Here is a 16,434-nt window from a genome sequence, read left to right on the forward strand (position 1 = left end):
AGTCGCTAAAACGACCGTCAATTTGACTACTCCGGAAGCCAATGCCTCAAAGCCATACATGAAGATGGGCTGAACAGTGTTTTAATCAATCCAAACATTGCAACAATTCAGACTGATACAAGATTTGCCGATCAAGTGTATCTCCTTCCTGTAAACAAAGAGTATGTAGAATCTATTATCGAAAAAGAAAGACCAGATGGAATAATGCTGGCATATGGTGGACAAACTGCCCTAAATTGCGGAGTTAGCCTAGAGGAATCTGGAATTCTACAAAAATATGGTGTGAAAGTGCTTGGAACCCAAATTAAAGGAATTCAAAAAACAGAAGATCGACAGCTCTTCAAGGATTCCATGAAAGAATGCAATGTCCCTGTTTTGAGAAGTAAAACTGTCACTAACTTTGATGATGCAAAAAAGGCAGCAGAAGAATTAGAGTATCCTGTAATAGTTAGAGTTGCATATACTTTGGGTGGTCGTGGCGGTGGGGTCGCATATAATGAAATTGAACTTCATGAAATTGTTGAAAGAGGTTTCAAGGCAAGTATAGTTGGTCAAGTTCTAATTGAAGAATACATTGGACATTGGAAACAAATCGAATATGAGGTGATGCAAGATTATGATGGAAATAATGTCATTGTTTGTAATATGGAAAACGTTCTATCGATGAAAGCACACACTGGTGATAACATTGTAGTTGCACCCTCTCAAACAATTGATAACCATGAATACCATATGCTACGTTCTGCAGCATTACGTGCTACAAAACATGTTGGAATTGTTGGGGAGTGTAATATTCAATATGCACTTGAACCAATCTCTGATAGATACGTTGCCATTGAAATTAATCCTAGACTTTCACGTTCTTCCGCTCTTGCAAGTAAAGCAACTGGATACCCACTTGCTTACATGTCTGCCAAAATTGGATTAGGTTACAATTTATCTGAATTAGTTAATAGAATCACAAAAAACACTACTGCGTGTTTTGAACCTTCACTTGATTACATAGTATGTAAACATCCACGTTGGGACTTTGAAAAATTTGAACTAGTAAACAGAAAACTTGGACCAACCATGAAATCTGTTGGTGAAGTAATGGCAGTTGGTAGAACGTTTGAGGAATCATTCCAAAAAGCAATCAGGATGTTAGATATTGGAAATGATGGTGTAGTTCTAAACCGCTCAAATGGAAAAACATACACTGAAGAAGAAATTGAAGACAAATTATCTCATCATGATGATCACATCATGTATAATGTTGCAATTGCATTGAAGATGGGAATTTCTGTAGACAGAATATACAAACTTTCAACCATTGATCCTTGGTTTATTGAAAAAATTAAAAATATTGTCGAGGTTGAATCAAAACTTAAAACTTTTGAACTTGATACGTCTCTTCTTTGGGAAGCCAAAAAAATGGGCTTTTCAGATAAACAAATTGCTCGTGCTAAGGGATTCATTCCTGATGAAATACGTAATTTACGCAAGAAATTAGGCGTCTTGCCCTCCGTAAAACAGATTGATACCTTGGCAGCAGAATGGCCTGCAGTCACCAATTATCTCTATCTCACATATGGTGGTAATTCCCATGATATTACAATACCTGCTGATGAAAAGGGCATAGTGGTTCTGGGAGCCGGTCCTTATAGAATAGGAAGTAGCGTTGAATTTGATTGGGGAACTGTAAACATGGTTTGGGGTTTACAGGAAAATGGTGAGAAAAGTGTTTCCGTTGTAAACTGTAATCCTGAAACAGTCTCAACTGATTATGATATTTGTACTAGATTATACTTTGAAGAATTAACACAAGAAAGAATTTTAGATATTACAGAATTTGAGCATCCAAAGGGAATCATTACCTGTGTTGGTGGACAAACTGCAAATAATCTCACTCCTGGTCTTGCACAACACGGTGTGAATATTTTAGGAACAAGCGCACATGATGTTGATAGGGCAGAAAATCGCTCAAAATTTAGTTCCGAACTTGACAAGCTTCACATCAAACAACCCTTGTGGCAAGCATTCTCAAATCTTAATGAAGCAAAAAGCTTTGCACAACAAGTTGAATTTCCTGTAATTGTAAGACCTTCGTACGTTCTTTCTGGTGCAGCTATGAAAGTAGTTTGGTCTCAAGATGAATTAAAAACATATGTGAAAGAAGCTACTGATGTTTCTCCTGATCATCCAGTTGTAATATCAAAATTCATGCTAAATTCTCTTGAAGTAGATGTAGATGGCGTTAGCAATGGAAAAGAAGTGATTATTGGTGCAATAGTTGAACATATTGATAGTGCGGGTGTTCATTCTGGAGATGCCATGATGTGTATTCCTCCGTGGAGATTGAGCAATAAAATTATAGAAACTATCAATGAGTACACCAAAAAGATTGCTTTGACATTTAATGTGAAGGGCCCATTTAATCTTCAATTTTTGGTTCATGATGATCATGTGTATGTGATTGAACTAAACATTAGAGCATCACGCTCCATGCCTTTTGTATCTAAATTAGTAAAAACAAACCTGATTTCCCTTGCGGCAAAAGCAATTCTAGGCATACCTTTGCCTAAAATCCCTGAAAACAAATGGCAAAAGATTCACAATTATGGAATTAAGGTCCCACAATTCTCATTTATGCAACTTGATGGTGCTGACATTGCTTTGGGTGTTGAGATGCAATCTACTGGAGAGGCTGCCTGTTTTGGAAATAGTTTCTATGATGCACTCTCAAAAGGATTGACGTCAGTTGGATATAATTTGCCAGATCAAGGGACTGCCCTGGTTACAGTTGGTGGTGCTCAAAATAAAGAAAAATTAGTTGCATCAATTGCAACACTAAAGCATTTGGGATTCAAAATACTGGCAACAGAACATACTGCTGAATTCTTTGAAGAAAAAGTCGGCCAAGTTGAAATTGTCCATAAAATTTCTGAACCTGATAGAAAACCAAACATTTCTGATCTTCTTTATGAGCGAAAGATTGACTTTATCATAAATATTCCAAGTACGTCAACATTGGAGAAATACGTTGGAATGCTTGATGATGAATATCAGATTAGAAGAAAATCTTTAGAGCTTGGAATTCCTGTTCTAACAACTATTGAATTGGCAGATTCTTTTGTAAAAACTTTAGAGTGGCTTAAAAATAACAAAACCACTAAAGAACCAATTGAGCCTTATGATAAATACGATTAACCATTTAGATAAATCACAAAACTTGTTTAATTATTGATTCATCTCCAATAATCACTCCGTCTAACGAAACAATTTTTGCAGATAAAATTTTCAATCTTTCTATGATTGGAGAAATTGATTTTTTGTAATATTTTTTGTGTGTGGCATAAAAATATCTATTAAATGATGGAACGATGATAATCTCTAATTCTCCAGACTTTGATGGAAATATTTTTTGTTTATCTGTCTTGAGTGAAATCCAAACTCTTTGCCCATTCATTATTGAATCTTTTTGAAAAAATACTGGGTGAATGTGCCCCATTATGATTTTATCAATATGGGCAAAATTCTCAGATGGCATTGTATGACCATGTGTTAGCAAGATATTTTCTTCAACCATTCCTGTCGAGCTAATCATGGAGATATCTTCTGGGACTAATTTCTGAATATTTGCATCATGATTGCCTGGAATTAGTATTACATCACATTTGTTTCTGATTTCTTTAAAAAATAAAGGAACTTCGTCCCATTCATTTCTTGATATGGTTTTGATACTTGATTTTATGTCTCCCAATAGAATAACCGAATCTGGATTCTCTGAGTCTATGATTTCTGATAACTCTTGAATTGTTTCATTTACTGATGAATTTTTCCCAATGAAGATCTCGTTTGATTTTAAAGTATTCTCAAATCCTAAATGAATGTCTGTTACTATGAGATTCTTTTTTTTACCTTCTAAAATTAATGCTGGCTTTGATTGAATGATTCTAGTTTGTGGCATCAAAGTTATACTGTACATACATGATTAAATCCTTATGAATAAAGACTCTGATAGAGTTGAAATCTTAGTTTCTGAAAAACGTGTTAAACTACATATTTTTGAACCTAGTAAAAGAAAAATTTGGACCGTAGTGGGAAAGGGAGAAGAGCATTGGATAGATCCTATTGGAAGTTATTGTTCATGCCCTGGATTTTATTTTGGTCAGTTAAATGGAAAAAATTCTTGCTATCACCTAGATTCTGCAAGATTAGCTCAAAAAGAAAATAAAATTGAAGAAATTATTTTTTCCGATGATGAATTCACTGATTTTCTTTCTGGAATGATTTCTGATTTGTAATGATTATTTATTCGAATGTGTTAATAACTAGAAATTATATTAGTAATTATGAATGAAGATCAACAAAATTCTGAAATTGAGAAAATTGCAAATTTAATGGTTCACGATGGAGTTTCCCCTGATGAACAAGATGATGTAAAATTAGAAAAATACAAAAATCTAATCAAGGAAGATTGCAATCTTGATGACGAATCCTCAATGAAATTAGTATATGAGACATTACTTTACAGAAAATTAAAAAATTCTGATTCTGGAGATATTTTAGAAAAAGGTAATGATTTTGGTGCTGGATTTAGTTAACTATTCTAGTTGAACAGTATCGATATCATCTTTTGAAACGCCTTTCCATAGTCCAGTCATTCCTTCTGGTTCTACTTGTTCAACTTTGGTGATTTGCTGAATTTTAATGTGATCTGGATTTGGAGGCATCCATAACATTGCCATATAATCTCCTATGCTTCCAACCTTATTTGGTAATGCCATGGTAATTTTGTCACTTGAAAATCCCTTGGTTGAAAGTGCATTTACTGCTTTTTCTTTAAGATCCATTCTACCGTGCAGGAATAAGTACACATCCTTTTGAGTATCAATTTCTGCCATGAATTCAGTGATTTCTTTGACTAAATCAATCTTTCTTGATCTAACCACTCCCAAAAAGGGTTAAATTAGAATGAACAAAAATTTTAACTGTGAAAATCTTCACTGTCGGCAGCAAATCGTTTGTTACTAGTTTCCAATTAGCAGGAGTTCCGGGAATTATCTCTGAAACTCCTCAAAATGCTCTGGATGAAATAAAGAAACTTACTGATGATTCAGATGTTGGTTTGGTATTGGTAAGTGATGACATTACTGAACCAATTAATGATGAATTAACAGCATTAAGGGCAAAAAAATCTACTTTGGTTTTTGCATTACCTGCAACTGGAAGTGAAAAAACAGAAGTTGATTATAGAGTTATGCTCAAAAAGATTCTCGGCGTTTGATTGTTTAATCTACTTATATTCAATTTTCTAATGATTTACCATGAAAACTGCATTTGTCAAAGGACCATCCGTTATTTCTGTTGATGACACTGAAAAACCGTCAATTGGTGATGGTGATGTTTTAGTTCAGATGAGTGCTTGTGGAATATGCGGTTCAGATTTAGAAAAAGTTTTTGGCCAATATGGCCAACCATCTATGCGTTTAGGTCATGAACCATCCGGAATTATTTTAGATGTTGGTTCTAATGTCTCTGAATTTAAAAAAGGAGATCGTGTTTTTACTCATCATCATGTTCCCTGCTATGATTGCCATTTATGCAATCATGGAAATGAAACCATGTGCCAAAAATACTATGAAACAAATCTCTCTCCATGTGGATTGTCAGAACAATATGTAGTACCTGCATGGAATGTATCTCATGGTGGAATTTTAAAAATATCTGATTCGTTAAGTTTTGAAGAAGCTGCAATGATTGAACCTTTGGCTTGCTGTGTTAGGGCATGGAAGAAATTTCTCTTTCATGAGGGTGATTCTGCAGCAATTTTTGGAGTAGGGCCAACTGGAATGATGCACGTTATGCTTGCACATGTGAAAAAATTCTCAAAAATATTCTGCTTTGATGTGAATAATTTTAGATTAGACTTTGCCAAAAAATTCAATATTACTGATTCAATTAACTCTCTGGATGAAAACAGAAAACAAAAAATTTTGGATGGAACAGAAGGGAGAGGCGTAGATGTAGCAATTGTTGCTACTAGTAGCCTTAAAGCATTGGAGGACGCAATAGATATGGTCCGAAAAGGTGGATATGTAATGATGTTCGGGGTTCCATCAAAAGGTGCACAACTAAATTTGGAAATGAGTAAAATCTATTCCAAAGAAATAACACTTGTAACAAGCTATGCTGCTTCAGATAAGGATACCAAAGAAGCACTTGATTTAATTGAATCTTCAAAAATTGATGTTAAGCAACTAATTACTCATACTTATCCTATCACTGAATCTCAAAAGGCTTTTGATCATGCACGTACTGGTGAGAATTCCATGAAAATAATCATTACTAAATAAGAAAGGCTTAAGAAAGGTATTTTGATTATTTCAAATTCGAAGAGAATTGGATTGGGGATTAAAAAACAGAATTTCTAGTATTATTAAACCACAAAATAACCGTGCATTAATGTTGGCAGTAGACCATGGATATTTTCTTGGGCCTACTGAAAAATTAGAGAACCCAACAAAGGTAATCGCACCACTTTTGAAACATTGTGACTCTTTAATGGTTACAAGAGGAGTTCAAAGAGCATGTGTTTCGCCAACAACTGATACTCCTATGGTGTTGAGAGTATCTGGTGGCTCCAGTATAATTGGGGAAGATCTTTCTCAGGAAGACATTACTGTATCCATTGAAGATGCAATCCGATTAAATGCAAGTGCTCTTGCAATGTCTATTTTTGTTGGCTCAAAATATGAATATCAAACAATTGCCAATCTTGGAAAATTAGTTAGTGAGGCCGAAAAATATGGACTTCCAGTTTTAGCCGTTACTGCTGTTGGAAAAGAACTTGGTAAAGATGCTAGGTACCTTTCTTTGGCATGTAGAGTTGCCGCTGAACAAGGAGCACATATTGTAAAAACTTACTATTGTGATAATTTCGAAAAAGTAGTTCAATCATGTCCAGTTCCAATAATTGTTGCAGGTGGGAAAAAAATTCCAGAACGTGATGCATTACAACTAACATACAATGCCATCAAAGGTGGTGCAGTTGGTGTTGATATGGGTAGAAATATCTGGCAATCAGAGCATCCAGTATCTATGATTAAAGCTGTTAGAGCAATTGTGCATGGAAATCAAAATGTTGATCAAGCTTTCAAACTTTATAAAAAATTAGTTAGTGAAGAATCTAAAAAAAAAGTCTAACTCACCAAAGAAACCATTCAACCCAAATCAAAAAAAATCTAACTCACCAAAGAAACCATTCAACCCAAATCAAAAAAATCTAACTCACCAAAGAAACCATTCAACCCAAATCAAAAAAATCTAACTCACCAAAGAAACCATTCAACCCAAATCAAAAAAAATCTAACTCACCAAAGAAACCATTCAACCCAAATCAAAAAAAACCTAATAATTCAAAGCCTTCAGAAAAGTAATTCATTAATCTATTTTTGAGAGATGAATATGTGCAATTTTCCATGTTGGTTGTTTTACTAGTACAAATGTTGCACGACCAGTAATTGTCATGTGTTCTCCTGTAAATGCTTTGTTATCTACCAACATTCCTTTTTGTGTTAATTCCATTGCCACAACAGCTGTATCTCCGAAGATACTGATTTTTGGATTTTTTATCTCATAAGAATAATCTGATATACTAACAAACCTTAATTCCTCAAGCTCAATTGTAGTTTGATAATCTTTTAGGTCATATGGTGGCAAATCACTGAAACTAGAAAATTTTGAATCATTTAGGTGGATGTCTTTTAAAACTTCTAGATCCTTTGAAATTCCTGCTTGAAATAAAGTTTCAATAACCTTGATGATTTCTTCATTATCTGTCAAAATATTCAACTCTCAATGCAGGAAATATCAGTTTAAGTCTTCTGTACAATTGAGCCTAATGATATGGTTATTCATTTGAGAATCTTTATTAATTATCAGTTGATTGTTTTTTTGATTTCAATGAGTGCAAAATTAAATGACAACTTTGGCAAAGAATTGCTTATTGTTGCTTCACTGTAAATTGTGCTCAAATTTTACTAGGTTAAAATTATGGCGAGTGATTTAATGAATAAAATGGAAAGTATGACAGGGGCCAAGGCCTTGATGACGGCTATGGAAAAAGAAGGCGTCAAACAAGTATTTGGTTTGCCTGGAGGAGCAAATCTTCCAATGTATGATGAATTTTCAAGATGCGATATTAGACATATTTTGGTTAGGCATGAACAATCTGCAGCACATATGGCTGATGGTTTTGGCAGAGTTAGCAGAAAACCTGGAGTTTGTTTTGCCACATCCGGTCCTGGTGCTACAAACATCTTAACTGGAATTGCAACAGCCCAAGCAGATTCAGCTCCAATGGTTGCAGTAACTGGACAAGTTCCTGTTGCAATGATTGGACGTGATGCGTTTCAAGAAAGTGATATAATTGGAATGGCAAACCCTGTTGTAAAATATGCATTTCAACCAAGAAGTGCAGCAGAAGTTCCTGAAACTGTAAAAAAAGGATTCTTCATTGCAGAGTCTGGAAGACCTGGACCTGTATTAATTGACATTCCAAAAGATGTTCAAACAAACGAAGCAGAGATGGTTTTCCATGATGAATTTAAAATTAAAGGATATCATCCTTGGACTGATCCTGATATTGTTAATGTTGAAAGAGCAATTGACATGTTACTACATTCAGAAAAGCCAATAATCTTAGCTGGTGGTGGTACTATAATTTCGTCAGCATTTGCAGAATTACAAGCAATAGCTGAAGCATTAATGCTTCCAGTGGTTACAACTTTTAAAGGCAAGGGTGCATTTCCAGAAAATCACCCATTGTCATTGGGGCCAATTGGTATGCATGGACACGCTGAAGCCAATAAAATGATGGCAGAAGCTGATTGTGTTTTGGCAATTGGTACTAGATTCTCAGACAGATCTGTTGGAACATTTGAAGCATTTGAAAAGCGATTAAAAATTATTCATATGGATGTAGACCCAGCAGAGATTGGAAAAAATCAAACAACACAAGTTGCAGTCGTAGGTGATGTCAGAGCATCATTGAGAATCATGGTAAAGTTACTCTTACAAAAACAAATTAAAAAAACAGAAGATAATACTTGGATAAAGCATGTTAAAGAGACTAAATCTTATTGGAAAGAAAACTTGAAACTACATCCAGGTGAAATGGGTGCAGCTAAACTTTTACGAAAACTTAGAGAACTTTTACCTAAAGAATCCATCGTAACAACTGAAGTTGGGCAACACCAAATGTGGGCATCATTATTCTATGATGTAATCCAACCTGGAACTTTCTTTAGTTCTACTGGTCTTGGTACTATGGGTTGGGGATTTCCTGCAGCAATTGGAGCAAAAGTTGCAAGACCTGATGTACCTGTAGTTGACATTGCAGGTGATGGTAGTTTTAGCATGACTGAAAATTCTCTTGCAACTGCAGTGTTGGAAGACATTCCTGTAATTGTATTTCTCTTAAACAATTCATCATTGGGAATGGTTGCCCAATGGCAAAGAACTTTCTATGATAGAAGAATGAATGGAGTTGAACAAAATCATTGTCCAGATTATGTTAAACTAGCAGAATCTTACGGTGCTCAAGGAATACGTGCACAATCAATGGATGAGCTTGACAAAGCAATCAAAACTGCACTTAGCAGTGATGTTGCAACAGTAATTGACATTCCTATTGATCCTGAAGAAGATGTATTGCCATTTGTAGCTCCTGGAACTTCGCTTTCGGATATGATTCTACCATCTTAGTGATTAATCATGTGGGCAATTCTTTCAATTTTAGTCGAAAACAAACCTGGAATCTTGTTTAAGGTAACCCATCTTTTCCGCTCTAGAAACTTCAATATTGATAGTATCTCTGTAGGTGTTACTGAGAATCCTGAATACTCCAAGATGACTATAACGACTTATGGAGATGAAAAACAAGTAGAGCAAATTGTCAAACAGCTAGACAAAATGATTGACACTGTCAAAGTTGAACACTTGGATGAGCACAAAACAGTATATCGAGAACTTAGTCTTTTTAAGATTAAACTAAGTAATGCTAGTGATAGTATGGAAATTAATAAACTAGCAAATGCATATGGAGGTAAAGTTCATGACGTAAAAAAGGAATCCATTATGGTTGAATTGACTGCAACTCCTGATCAAATTCAAGCATTTGAGGAATTAGCAAAACCATTTGGAATTATTGATGTAGCTCGAACTGGTGTAGCTGCCTTGCAAAGGAGCGGAGCTTGAACGTTAGAATATTTGATACCACTTTAAGAGATGGAGAGCAAACAATTGGTGTATCATTATCGCCAGATCAAAAATTAGCAATAGCAAAAAAACTTGATGAATTAGGCGTTGATGCAATTGAAGCTGGCTTTCCAGTTATTTCAGAAGGAGAATTAAAAGCAGTTAAGATGATAACTAGTGAAGGATTATCTTGTGAGATTGCAGGATTAACAAGGACCATAAAAAAAGATATTGACGCTGCAATTGATGCTGGATTAAATTACATTCATACCTTCATTGCAACATCTGACATTCACTTGGAGCATAAACTCAAAATGACAAGAGATCAAGCCCTTGAAAAAGCAATTGAAGCTGTAGAGTATGGTAAATCACGTGGTCTTCAAGTAGAGTTTTCAGCTGAAGATGCTTCAAGAACAGAAAGAGAGTTTTTAAAAAAAGTGTTTGGTGAAGTGGCAAAGGCAGGAGCTGATAGAGTTAACATTCCTGACACTGTAGGATATTCTACTCCTGAATACATGGCAGAAATTACTAGAGATACAGTAGAGGTCACAAAACTTCCAGTAAGTGTTCATTGTCATAATGATTTTGGACTAGCTGTTGCAAACTCATTAGCTGGAATTCATGCAGGAGCATCATGTGCTCATGTAACAATTAATGGAATTGGTGAACGTGCAGGAAATGCATCCCTAGAAGAACTTTCTATGGCATTGAAATGTTTGCCATATGATCAAAAATATGAAACCAATATCAAATCTGAATTAATTTACGAAACATCGAGATTTATCTCAAAGACTGTTGGAATCATAGTTCAGCCAAACAAAGCAATTGTTGGCGCTAATGCATTTGGTCATGAATCAGGCATTCACACACATGGTGTTTTGAGTAATCCTCTAACCTACGAGCCTATAAGCCCTGAATTAGTTGGACGAAAAAGATGGCTTCAAGTTGGAAAACATGCAGGAGTTCATGGAATGAATGCAATGCTTGCAGAATATGGCGTTAAACCAACTGATGAGCAATCAAAACAAATCCTAGAGAAAGTCAAAGTGTTAGGTGACCAAGGAAAACAAATCACTGATGTGGAGTTACTTTCGATTGCAAGTGATGTTTTGGGAGAAAAGGATCTCAAAAGAATTGTTCAATTAAGTGGATTCTCAGTATCAACAGGTATTGGAACGATGCCTTATGCATTTGTAAAATTAAACATTGATGGTCAGGATCATATAGGAACTGATTATGGGGTGGGCCCAGTAGATGCTGCCCTAAACGCTATCCAAAAGATTACTGGAAAGATTTCGGAGATTAGAATCAAAGATTATGGATTAGCTTCTATTTCTGGTGGTTCCTCTGCGTTATGTGAAGTAACAGTAAAGGTTGAAGATGCTCTTGGGAATAAAGTATCTGCAAAATCAGTCGGTGAGGATATTGTTACTACTTCTGTAAAGGCAGTAATTGATGCAATCAATCGAATCATGCTCAAAAAGATGCTTCAAGAAAAGCAAGTCAACTAAATCCTAAAATTCTCTTCTTTTGATATAGAATTATGTATAAAATTTCATTAATTACTGGGGATGGTATTGGTCCTGAATTGTCTGAATCTGCAGTCTCAATATTAAACAGAATTAATGAAAAATTTGATTTAAAATTTGAAATAATAAAATTATCTGCCGGAGACAAGGCTCTTGCTGAAACTGGTAAAGCATTACCTGATGAGACCCTTGATGCAATTAAACAATCAGACGCATGCTTGAAGGCTCCTGTTGGTGAGAGTGCAGCTGATGTGATTGTAGTATTGAGGCGAATGCTTGATCTCTATGCAAATATACGACCTGCAAAATCCTATCCACACATGCCTGCACTTCGTGATGGTATTGATATGGTGATAGTTAGGGAAAACACCGAGGATCTTTACACTGGTAAAGAATTTAGTTTAGGAAATTCTGCTGTTGCATTGAGAATAATTTCAGAGGATGCATCACAGCGAATTGCAAAATATGCCTTTGAAACTGCAACACAACGAAATTCCATGAAAAAAGTAACGTGCGTTCATAAATCAAATGTAATGCGAATAACTGATGGATTATTTGCAAAAGCATGCACAGAAGTATCAAAAAATTATCCTAATATTGCATTTGAAGAAATGTATGTGGATGCATGCGCTATGAATTTAATTCGTCAACCAGAAAAATTTGATGTTATAGTTACAACTAATTTATTTGGAGATATTTTGTCTGATGAATCTTCTCAGGTTGTGGGAGGATTGGGGATGGCACCGGCTGCTAACATTGGTGATGACTTTGCTTTGTTTGAGCCTGTTCATGGAGCTGCATTTGATATTGCAGGAAAAAATATTGCAAATCCTTCTTCTTTTCTACTATCAATTAAAATGATGTTGGATTGGTTAGGTAACAAACATAACGATTCAAAATGTATTGAAGTTGGACAAAAATTAGAATCAACTATCTTTGATTTGGTAAAATCTGGTGTAAAAACTAAAGACATTGGTGGTGAAATGTCTACTTCTGAATTTACTAAACATATTACGGATAACATCTAAAAAAATGTTTCAAAATGAATAAAAAATTTCTTTTTTTGATAATCCCTTTACTATTAATAATGATATTTGTTGGATTTCAATTTTTGATAGAATCCCAAACATCAATAGATTCTTTGACTAAAAATCAAATTGAAAAAACAAAATTAGATATTAAATCACTTTTTGATATTTATGGGTATGGTAATAATTTTGAAATTAAAGATGGAAAAAAAGTCTGGAATGATCCTAAATTTGAATTGAATCCTCAAAATAATGATATTTACTTAGAACTCAATTATGATCCTGGGGAAAATACCGTGGTTGTTTACCCTATTTTCACTGCATCTGCTTATGATGAGCCTGGTTTTTACACTTTTTTTCGAGGTGAATGTGATGAAACATGTTTAACAGTTACAATTAATGATGAATATTCTCTAGATTTTACTTCGAGTGGAAATGCTTTTCAGGTATTCCAATTATTAGGATATCCTATAATTTCTGATATTGATGTGGATGAAAATCCAGACATACTTGAAAAATATGATAAAATAATTTTACTACATAATGAGTATGTTTCAAAAAAAGAATTCACTGCAATTACAAAACACCCCAACGTCATTTACCTTTATCCTAATGCACTATATGCTGAAGTGAATGTAGACTATCAAAAAAATTCTATTTCTCTATTGAGGGGACATAATTTTCCTGAATCTGAAATACAAAACGGATTTGATTGGAAATATGATAACAGTGTTTTTGAATACGATGTAGATTGTATGAATATGCAATTTGACATGATTGAGAATGGTTGGATGCTGAATTGCTATCCTGAAAAAGCAATTCATCAAAGCAAGGTATTATTAAAAATGATTAAAGACTTTTAGAATGTTTTTATCATGATTCATATCTTATTTCTAGTCTTTTCTTTTTTTAACATCTGATTTTGGCGGATTCAAAGACCAAAAAAATAACGCAAATCCTATTGGAATCATAATGAGCAACGCTGCAACAAGTGAAATTGTATAAAATGTTGGATCTAATCCTGGAATGAAAGGTCCTGGAAACACTGCATAAAGCCACAAAATCCCAATAAACACTAAAAGAATTTTATTTTTTTTAATTAGTTTTTTCCATCCAAGACGGCGTTTCTGAATATAGCAATCCTTGCAACGTGTTCTATCATCTATCATACATGATGTGCAACAAGTTTTCTCACAAAAATAACATATTCTGTCACCGAACACTGATCCACAATAATCACACTTGTGCACTAAGTATGATTCATTCCTTTGAATTTATCTTTTTTTCAAAAATTACCAATTTTTATTAGTCTGATTTTTTTCTATACTGTAAATGGCAAAGTGCTGTATTTGTAAATTAGTTGAAGGTACTCTAAAAATTTCTGATGGTAATCCAAAATACAAAGGTAAGCCCATTTGCAAAGAATGTCAGGGTTACAGAAAACTTCTAAAAGAAACCAAATAGTTTATTCTGGTTTAGGTTTGTTTTTTTCAGCCCATTTCTCATACATTGAGATCAACTCATCAACATCTTTTCCTTCTTCAGAATATGTGATAATCACGCCAAATGTGCCTTTTTTATCATGACCTCTTGCAAAATACCCCCAAAAAGAATCTGGAAGTTTTACAAAATTGTTTGAATCGTGTGAAACTCCTATCAAATTATTCCCAATTACTTCGACTACTTTTTTTGCATCTTGAGATTCTATCATGAATTCTCATTACTCCAATACAATAAAAATCTGAATAAACTATGGGCTTAATCTATCAGGATCTCTAGGATACAAAACAACTTCACGCACATTATCAATTCCAATCAATGTGGTCATCAATCTATCTAATCCCATTCCCCAACCAGAGTGTGGTGGCATTCCCCAATCAAATGTTTTTAGATGATCTTGGAATTGTGCAGGATCCAAATCTTGTTCTTTGAGTCTTGCCTTTAGCATCTCGGGATTGTGCAATCTGGTTCCTCCAGAAGATAATTCTAGATATCCAAATTGCAAGTCAAATGAGCGTGATAATGTAGCATCTTCATCTTTTTCTCTAATGTAAAATGGTTTTAGTTTCATTGGCCAGTCAGTCAAGAAGAAAAACCCTGGATGATTATCTCCAATTATTCTAAGATGTGAATCAAGTAAGTCGTCTCCAAATTCTATTTTTTCTCCTGCTTTTTGTAATTCTTCTACACATTGAGAATATGTGATTCTTTCAAATGGTGATTTTGGAATCTCAATTGTATGGCCAATTGTTTCTTGTTCTTTTTTACAATTCTCTGATGTGTAGTTGTAAACTTTTATTACGAGAGATTCTAATACATCCATTACATCGTTATAGTCCATAAATGCAGCTTCAATATCTACACTGGTAAATTCGGAGAGATGTCTTCCTGTATGGGAGTTTTCTGCACGATAAAAATTTGAAATTTCAAAGACTCGCTCTAATCCAAGCGTCATCTGTTCTTTGTATAATTGTGGACTTTGAGCTAAATATGCTGTCTTTCCAAAATAATCCAAGGAAAATAAATTGGCGCCACCTTCACTTGCACTACCAATAATTTTAGGAGTTGTAATCTCTATGAACTTTTTTTCAGTTAATGTTTTACGAAGAGACTGTAATACATGATGTCTAAGTTTGAAAATTGAAGCTGTTTTTTGATTCCTCATATCTAGTGCACGATGATTTAATCTTGTATCGATATTACTTTCAACTCTCCCAATTGGATCTACAGGCAATGGATGGATAGCTTTACCTAACACTTCAATTTCATCGGCTTTAATTTCAAATGCAAAGTCTCTAGCTTTAGTTTCTTGCACAATACCTTTTACAGAAACTACACTCTGACGATTTATCTCTCCTAGATTATCATTTAATTCACCTTTGACAATCACTTGAGATATGCCTGTAACATCGCGTAAAGTAATAAATGACATCTTGCCTAGTTTTCTAAAATCTTCAACCCATCCCCCAAGAACAACTTGTGTTCCGATTAACTGCTCAGTTAATTCGTCAATATCGTGTGTTTTAACAAAAACCATGCCTATCTTTTATCCTCAAATTCTATCTCAATGTCAAGGTTTCGGGCATTTTTCACAATTTGTACAACTTTTTCAGTATCTATTGGAAATTTTGGTGTCCATTTGCCTGACACTACTGCTTTTGTCTTTTGAACGCCTCCTGGAGCCCAAACTGCATTAATTGATAGAATTTTGGTTGGAAAAAACAAATCTTCTATGAATCTCTTGTCATTCTCATCTGCTTCCACTAGCCATATTTTTCCATTGAATTGTTCTTGAAGTAATCTGTATAGTGTTCTACTCTGTCTAATAATCATAATATCGTTTTTTGCTAGTGACAAAACAAAATTCCCTTGAAATTCTTTACAAGAATAAAGCGTAAAATTCTCAATCATCTTGTTTGTTTTTGCAGTTTTTGCAAGAATAATTGATGCATCAACATCTGCCTTTGTGAGTTCACCTGACTCTACTTTATTTTCACATTTTGGGCAGAGAACTGCATTCTTTGCATCAAAACCACAGATTGGAAGTATCATTTGAATCGACTTTTTTCATTTCAATAATGTTGTTTATATCCCTTAGTGCAAAACAAAAATTCTAGTTTGGATCAAATAGGGAT

The 16,434-nt window shown here is 34.4% G+C and carries 18 protein-coding genes and 1 pseudogene; 12 read left to right on the plus strand and 7 right to left on the minus strand.

The window, feature by feature from the left end; translation table 11 throughout:
* Positions 1–30: 30 nt before the first annotated feature.
* A pseudogene (gene carB, locus NADRNF5_RS04110) lies at positions 31–3,189 on the plus strand (carbamoyl-phosphate synthase (glutamine-hydrolyzing) large subunit); the annotation flags it as partial.
* 13 nt (positions 3,190–3,202) lie between these two features.
* Here the strand turns inward: carB and NADRNF5_RS04115 are convergent.
* Entirely contained in the window at positions 3,203–3,949 is a 747-nt protein-coding gene (locus NADRNF5_RS04115; protein WP_048115910.1) for a metallophosphoesterase, read from the minus strand.
* Between the two features lie 34 nt (positions 3,950–3,983).
* Here NADRNF5_RS04115 and NADRNF5_RS04120 point away from each other — a divergent pair, with 34 nt between their 5' ends.
* Together NADRNF5_RS04120 and NADRNF5_RS04125 are read left to right on the plus strand one after the other, a co-directional pair.
* On the plus strand, positions 3,984–4,286 hold the full coding sequence (locus tag NADRNF5_RS04120; RefSeq protein WP_048115911.1) for a hypothetical protein: 303 nt from the start codon (positions 3,984–3,986) through the stop codon (positions 4,284–4,286).
* A gap of 48 nt (positions 4,287–4,334) precedes the next feature.
* Positions 4,335–4,586 (plus strand): hypothetical protein, encoded by a 252-nt coding sequence (locus NADRNF5_RS04125; protein ID WP_048115912.1) that lies wholly within the window; start codon positions 4,335–4,337, stop codon positions 4,584–4,586.
* Here NADRNF5_RS04125 and NADRNF5_RS04130 read toward each other — a convergent pair whose 3' ends face one another.
* Positions 4,587–4,886 carry a hypothetical protein gene (locus NADRNF5_RS04130; RefSeq protein WP_048118982.1) on the minus strand — a complete coding sequence of 100 codons (300 nt, stop codon included), beginning with the start codon at positions 4,884–4,886 and terminating at the stop codon, positions 4,587–4,589.
* A gap of 89 nt (positions 4,887–4,975) precedes the next feature.
* Between NADRNF5_RS04130 and NADRNF5_RS04135 the strand changes: the two genes are divergently transcribed.
* From NADRNF5_RS04135 to lsrF, 3 genes are read left to right on the plus strand one after another with little or no spacing between them, the layout of a single operon-like run.
* The gene (locus NADRNF5_RS04135; protein ID WP_048115913.1) at positions 4,976–5,269 is read left to right on the plus strand and encodes a V-type ATP synthase subunit F; all 294 of its coding nucleotides are present in this window, start codon (positions 4,976–4,978) and stop codon (positions 5,267–5,269) included.
* A 40-nt stretch (positions 5,270–5,309) separates the two neighbouring features.
* On the plus strand, positions 5,310–6,338 hold the full coding sequence (locus NADRNF5_RS04140) for a zinc-dependent dehydrogenase (RefSeq protein ID WP_048115914.1): 1,029 nt from the start codon (positions 5,310–5,312) through the stop codon (positions 6,336–6,338).
* Positions 6,339–6,384: 46 nt separating this feature from the next.
* Positions 6,385–7,188, plus strand: a complete 804-nt coding sequence (gene lsrF / locus NADRNF5_RS04145; protein WP_048115915.1) for a 3-hydroxy-5-phosphonooxypentane-2,4-dione thiolase — start codon at positions 6,385–6,387, stop codon at positions 7,186–7,188.
* 237 nt (positions 7,189–7,425) lie between these two features.
* Here lsrF and NADRNF5_RS04150 read toward each other — a convergent pair whose 3' ends face one another.
* Entirely contained in the window at positions 7,426–7,827 is a 402-nt protein-coding gene (locus NADRNF5_RS04150) for a YybH family protein (protein ID WP_048115916.1), read from the minus strand.
* 225 nt (positions 7,828–8,052) lie between these two features.
* Between NADRNF5_RS04150 and ilvB the strand changes: the two genes are divergently transcribed.
* From ilvB to NADRNF5_RS04175, 5 genes are all read left to right on the plus strand, one after another.
* On the plus strand, positions 8,053–9,750 hold the full coding sequence (ilvB, locus tag NADRNF5_RS04155) for a biosynthetic-type acetolactate synthase large subunit (RefSeq protein WP_237089335.1): 1,698 nt from the start codon (positions 8,053–8,055) through the stop codon (positions 9,748–9,750).
* A gap of 9 nt (positions 9,751–9,759) precedes the next feature.
* Positions 9,760–10,242, plus strand: coding sequence for an acetolactate synthase small subunit (gene ilvN, locus NADRNF5_RS04160; protein ID WP_048115918.1), 483 nt, complete (start codon positions 9,760–9,762; stop codon positions 10,240–10,242).
* Complete coding sequence (locus NADRNF5_RS04165) at positions 10,239–11,753, plus strand: 2-isopropylmalate synthase (protein WP_048115919.1); 1,515 nt, start codon at positions 10,239–10,241, stop codon at positions 11,751–11,753. Before ilvN ends, NADRNF5_RS04165 begins: the two co-directional genes overlap by 4 nt.
* A 32-nt stretch (positions 11,754–11,785) precedes the next feature.
* Complete coding sequence (locus NADRNF5_RS04170) at positions 11,786–12,799, plus strand: isocitrate/isopropylmalate dehydrogenase family protein (RefSeq protein WP_048115920.1); 1,014 nt, start codon at positions 11,786–11,788, stop codon at positions 12,797–12,799.
* Positions 12,800–12,882: 83 nt separating this feature from the next.
* The gene (locus tag NADRNF5_RS04175) at positions 12,883–13,662 is read left to right on the plus strand and encodes a hypothetical protein (RefSeq protein WP_237089336.1); all 780 of its coding nucleotides are present in this window, start codon (positions 12,883–12,885) and stop codon (positions 13,660–13,662) included.
* 30 nt (positions 13,663–13,692) lie between these two features.
* Here NADRNF5_RS04175 and NADRNF5_RS04180 read toward each other — a convergent pair whose 3' ends face one another.
* The gene (locus NADRNF5_RS04180; RefSeq protein WP_048115922.1) at positions 13,693–13,968 is read right to left on the minus strand and encodes a hypothetical protein; all 276 of its coding nucleotides are present in this window, start codon (positions 13,966–13,968) and stop codon (positions 13,693–13,695) included.
* Positions 13,969–14,131: 163 nt separating this feature from the next.
* On the opposite strand from NADRNF5_RS04180, the gene NADRNF5_RS11765 reads away from it, so the two are divergent.
* Positions 14,132–14,263, plus strand: a complete 132-nt coding sequence (locus NADRNF5_RS11765; protein WP_257719707.1) for a hypothetical protein — start codon at positions 14,132–14,134, stop codon at positions 14,261–14,263.
* Between the two features lies 1 nt (position 14,264).
* Here NADRNF5_RS11765 and NADRNF5_RS04185 read toward each other — a convergent pair whose 3' ends face one another.
* Genes NADRNF5_RS04185 through NADRNF5_RS04195 form a run of 3 tightly spaced genes read right to left on the minus strand, consistent with a single transcriptional unit; the run spans position 14,265 to position 16,351 of the window.
* Positions 14,265–14,510 (minus strand): hypothetical protein, encoded by a 246-nt coding sequence (locus tag NADRNF5_RS04185; RefSeq protein WP_048115923.1) that lies wholly within the window; start codon positions 14,508–14,510, stop codon positions 14,265–14,267.
* Between the two features lie 39 nt (positions 14,511–14,549).
* Positions 14,550–15,836, minus strand: coding sequence for an aspartate--tRNA(Asn) ligase (gene aspS, locus NADRNF5_RS04190; protein WP_048115924.1), 1,287 nt, complete (start codon positions 15,834–15,836; stop codon positions 14,550–14,552).
* A gap of 2 nt (positions 15,837–15,838) precedes the next feature.
* Entirely contained in the window at positions 15,839–16,351 is a 513-nt protein-coding gene (locus NADRNF5_RS04195) for a transcription elongation factor NusA (RefSeq protein WP_048115925.1), read from the minus strand.
* Between the last annotated feature and the right edge of the window lie 83 nt (positions 16,352–16,434).

The organism is Nitrosopumilus adriaticus (assembly GCF_000956175.1).
GTDB classification, from domain to species: Archaea; Thermoproteota; Nitrososphaeria; order Nitrososphaerales; family Nitrosopumilaceae; genus Nitrosopumilus; species Nitrosopumilus adriaticus.

What these genes read in the sequence shown, in the direction of transcription:
- NADRNF5_RS04115 (WP_048115910.1), bottom strand. Translation starts at nt 3,949, where the DNA reads ATGCCACAAACTAGAATCATTCAATCAAAGCCAGCATTAATTTTAGAA.
- NADRNF5_RS04120 (WP_048115911.1), top strand. Translation starts at nt 3,984, where the DNA reads ATGAATAAAGACTCTGATAGAGTTGAAATCTTAGTTTCTGAAAAACGT.
- NADRNF5_RS04125 (WP_048115912.1), top strand. Translation starts at nt 4,335, where the DNA reads ATGAATGAAGATCAACAAAATTCTGAAATTGAGAAAATTGCAAATTTA.
- NADRNF5_RS04130 (WP_048118982.1), bottom strand. Translation starts at nt 4,886, where the DNA reads ATGGCAGAAATTGATACTCAAAAGGATGTGTACTTATTCCTGCACGGT.
- NADRNF5_RS04140 (WP_048115914.1), top strand. Translation starts at nt 5,310, where the DNA reads ATGAAAACTGCATTTGTCAAAGGACCATCCGTTATTTCTGTTGATGAC.
- ilvB (WP_237089335.1), top strand. Translation starts at nt 8,053, where the DNA reads ATGAATAAAATGGAAAGTATGACAGGGGCCAAGGCCTTGATGACGGCT.
- ilvN (WP_048115918.1), top strand. Translation starts at nt 9,760, where the DNA reads ATGTGGGCAATTCTTTCAATTTTAGTCGAAAACAAACCTGGAATCTTG.
- NADRNF5_RS04170 (WP_048115920.1), top strand. Translation starts at nt 11,786, where the DNA reads ATGTATAAAATTTCATTAATTACTGGGGATGGTATTGGTCCTGAATTG.
- NADRNF5_RS04180 (WP_048115922.1), bottom strand. Translation starts at nt 13,968, where the DNA reads ATGATAGATGATAGAACACGTTGCAAGGATTGCTATATTCAGAAACGC.
- NADRNF5_RS11765 (WP_257719707.1), top strand. Translation starts at nt 14,132, where the DNA reads ATGGCAAAGTGCTGTATTTGTAAATTAGTTGAAGGTACTCTAAAAATT.
- NADRNF5_RS04185 (WP_048115923.1), bottom strand. Translation starts at nt 14,510, where the DNA reads ATGATAGAATCTCAAGATGCAAAAAAAGTAGTCGAAGTAATTGGGAAT.
- aspS (WP_048115924.1), bottom strand. Translation starts at nt 15,836, where the DNA reads ATGGTTTTTGTTAAAACACACGATATTGACGAATTAACTGAGCAGTTA.
- NADRNF5_RS04195 (WP_048115925.1), bottom strand. Translation starts at nt 16,351, where the DNA reads ATGATACTTCCAATCTGTGGTTTTGATGCAAAGAATGCAGTTCTCTGC.